This window comes from Pseudomonas syringae pv. cilantro (assembly GCF_001293775.1).
In the GTDB taxonomy this organism is placed as follows: Bacteria; Pseudomonadota; Gammaproteobacteria; order Pseudomonadales; family Pseudomonadaceae; genus Aquipseudomonas; species Aquipseudomonas syringae_P.
In genome coordinates this window covers 19,104-21,846 of sequence record NZ_LGLN01000092.1, presented here as the reverse complement: position 1 = coordinate 21,846, position 2,743 = coordinate 19,104, and the positions used below count along the sequence as shown (strand labels likewise).

Here is a 2,743-nt window from a genome sequence, read left to right as displayed (position 1 = left end):
TCCGTTTTCTGAGGCGACCCCGTATTGAATCTGTCGTTCTGCAGCTGAATTGGGATATTTCACCATTCTCGTCTTTCGATTCAGGATCTAGCTCAATATTAAAATTGCTCCTGACACCTATAGTTCTAACTAGGGCTGGGGATTCGGGGTCTGCTCTTCGAGCATAATTCTTAGCAGTTACATCATACGCTGTTAAGTAGTTGTGAAGTCTAGCATTTCTGACGAGCGTGTCTGTCGGGGCTGAGCTCGATGTTCTAGATCCCTCGGTTGCACCATCAGTTTTTCTATTCACATCAAACCCTTGCCTTCTCAAATCTATTTTTGATTGCATAGATGTACCATGCCACAAAACAGACTCTCTATACACTCTCCTCGCATTGGGAATTAAGTTGTCATTGGAATGTTCGGAATCAGTTTCGTAGCCGCGATCATGCCTGTTTGCCGGGCTACTTGCCACCCTTGGCTCCTCATGACTTTCGTAACCGGAATAATATCCAGTACTTCTTGAAGTGCTCGATACACAGCCCATAAAAAACCCTTTTGATTGAAAGTATGGAGTACATGTGTGGTTTTAAAAGAAAATGAGTTCCCTGCTGGAACAGACTCCATTGGGCGGAAAACGATTTTTTTAGACTGCGCATACTCGCCTGCGTCCATCACAAATCTACAGATCTGAACAGGTTCAGGCCGAAAAAGCCTGCGTACGATTTTTGCCGAATTCTGCAGGCCTTCCTCAAACGTTGTACCGGAGTGCACCTGAGAGCGTGATGCCGCTTGCCAAGCTCTGCTGTCTCACCGGATCTTGGGTTGACTTTTCCATTCCACATAAATGGCGACCTCAGTGAGCGTGTCATGACCATCATTGAGTCCATGGTGCCTAGACTTGAAATTTATAGCATCGACGAAGCTTTCGCTGACCTCACTGGGATGCTTGGGGATCTAACTGAGCTGGGGATAAAAATCCAGAAAGCCGTAGGCCAGGGTACTGGGATACCGGTGGGAGTTGGCATCGCCCCCACCAGGACGCTAGCCAAACTTGCGAACCATGTTGCCAAGCAATACATCGAGAGAACAAAGGGAGTTGTCAATTTGTGCGACCCCAAGACACTTCACTGGGTTTTGCGCAAAAGTCCGGTGGGCGAGGTCTGGGGAGTGGGGCGCAAGCTTAGAGCTCAACTTGAAGAAATGGGCATTCGTACTGCGCTTGACCTTTCAATGGCTGATCCGAGACTGCTGAAAAAGAAATTCAGCGTTGTGCTGGAAAAAACAGCCCGTGAACTCGGTGGCGTTTCTTGCCTAGACTCGCTGGAGGCGGATCCCGCAAAGCAGGAAATATGTTGCAGCCGCAGTTTCGGTGCGCGGCTCACGGAAGTTGAGCCAATCAAGGAAGCCGTTGCGACCTACGTGCAACGCGCAGCGGAAAAGCTCAGGCTTCAAGGTTCGCTTTGCAAAACAATGAGAGTGAACATCAGAACCGGTTTCTTCAATCCCAATGAGGTCAAGTACTCCAATGGAGCGACTGTGGATCTTCCCTACCCTACCAACGACGTCAGGCTATTGATTCGTCACGCCACGGAGGCGGTTGATCGAATTTTCAGGCCAGGAATCAGATTCAGCAAAGCAGAGGTGCACCTACTGGACTTACGCAAATCCAACGAATTTACCGACGACCTATTCAGTGAAGTGCAACCCTTGGCGACGTCGAAGGTAATGGGTGTGCTGGACGACATCAACCAGCGCTGGGGCAAAGGTACTTTGCGCCCCGCGTGCGTTCCCTCCGCCCCTGAGTGGGCGATGAAAAGTGAGATGCGGAGCCAGAGATACACCACGCAAATCAGCGAGCTGTGGACAGTCAAGTGCAATTAGGCATAGTGACTGAGTGTTGTGGTTTCCAAAAATTCAAGCTGAGTGCGCGCGGTGAAAGAAAAGGTTACGTACTACGTTGGATGGGATGTCGGGGGCTGGAATTGCGACAAGAATCCCGCGAGCCGAGATGCTCTGGTCATTCTCGACTCCGCAAGAGAACTGGTAGGTACTCCTTGGCGAGGGAATTTACGCACCCTGTTTAACGAGGCTGACAACGCTGAGGTGTTAGCGACTGAAATCCTTGCTATCTGCCAAGTAAAAATTGATCCTGAAAAACAATTCCGGTTGCTGTTCGCGATTGACACGCCGCTCGGGTTCTCTCAAGCCTTTACTGACCTTATCGTGTCAAGGAAGGCCGCAGGCCAAATATTTTCCTCATCAACAAACCCCTATCTGCACAGAGAAACAGAGCTGTTTTTGTTTGAAAGAGGGCTCTCACCGTTGTCGCCAATCAAGGACATGATTGGAAGTCAGGCAACCAAGGGCATTCACTTTCTTGCCCGTTTCGCGTCGCAGCTGGAGCGATGCGGACTCTGGACAGATGGCTGCTACATTCATGCTATTGAAGCCTACCCCTCTGCGTGCAAGCGATCAGCGATTATTCACGCGATGCGCGAGCCTTTTTACGACAAATCCGAGGGCGCCACTCAGGTTGGTAAGCTCAAGGCCCGCCCTGAGTTTTATCATCTGGATCTTGAAGACGCGCTGACATGCGCGCTGATAGGTTGGTCATATGAGCATCGACCAGATTTGCTCGTGCACCCTTCGCCGACAATTGACCCTTCGGAAGGTTGGATCTTTGTCCCTTCTGACGGATTGAGAGCTTCAGGGGGTGAGTGAATATCTCTACTGGCAGGGGACTGTCAGATTTTTTGTG

1 protein-coding gene and 2 pseudogenes are annotated in these 2,743 nt (G+C 50.2%); 2 read left to right on the top strand and 1 reads right to left on the bottom strand.

Annotated features, from left to right (window positions below; genetic code table 11):
- Positions 1-457 (bottom strand): annotated as a pseudogene (locus tag ABJ99_RS29410) (hypothetical protein); the annotation flags it as partial.
- Between the two features lie 362 nt (positions 458-819).
- On the opposite strand from ABJ99_RS29410, the pseudogene ABJ99_RS24910 reads away from it, so the two are divergent.
- Together ABJ99_RS24910 and ABJ99_RS24905 are read left to right on the top strand one after the other, a co-directional pair.
- Positions 820-1,866: pseudogene (locus ABJ99_RS24910) on the top strand (DinB/UmuC family translesion DNA polymerase); the annotation flags it as partial.
- Positions 1,867-1,917: 51 nt separating this feature from the next.
- Positions 1,918-2,706, top strand: a complete 789-nt coding sequence (locus tag ABJ99_RS24905; protein WP_054088067.1) for a hypothetical protein — start codon at positions 1,918-1,920, stop codon at positions 2,704-2,706.
- Positions 2,707-2,743 lie beyond the last annotated feature (37 nt).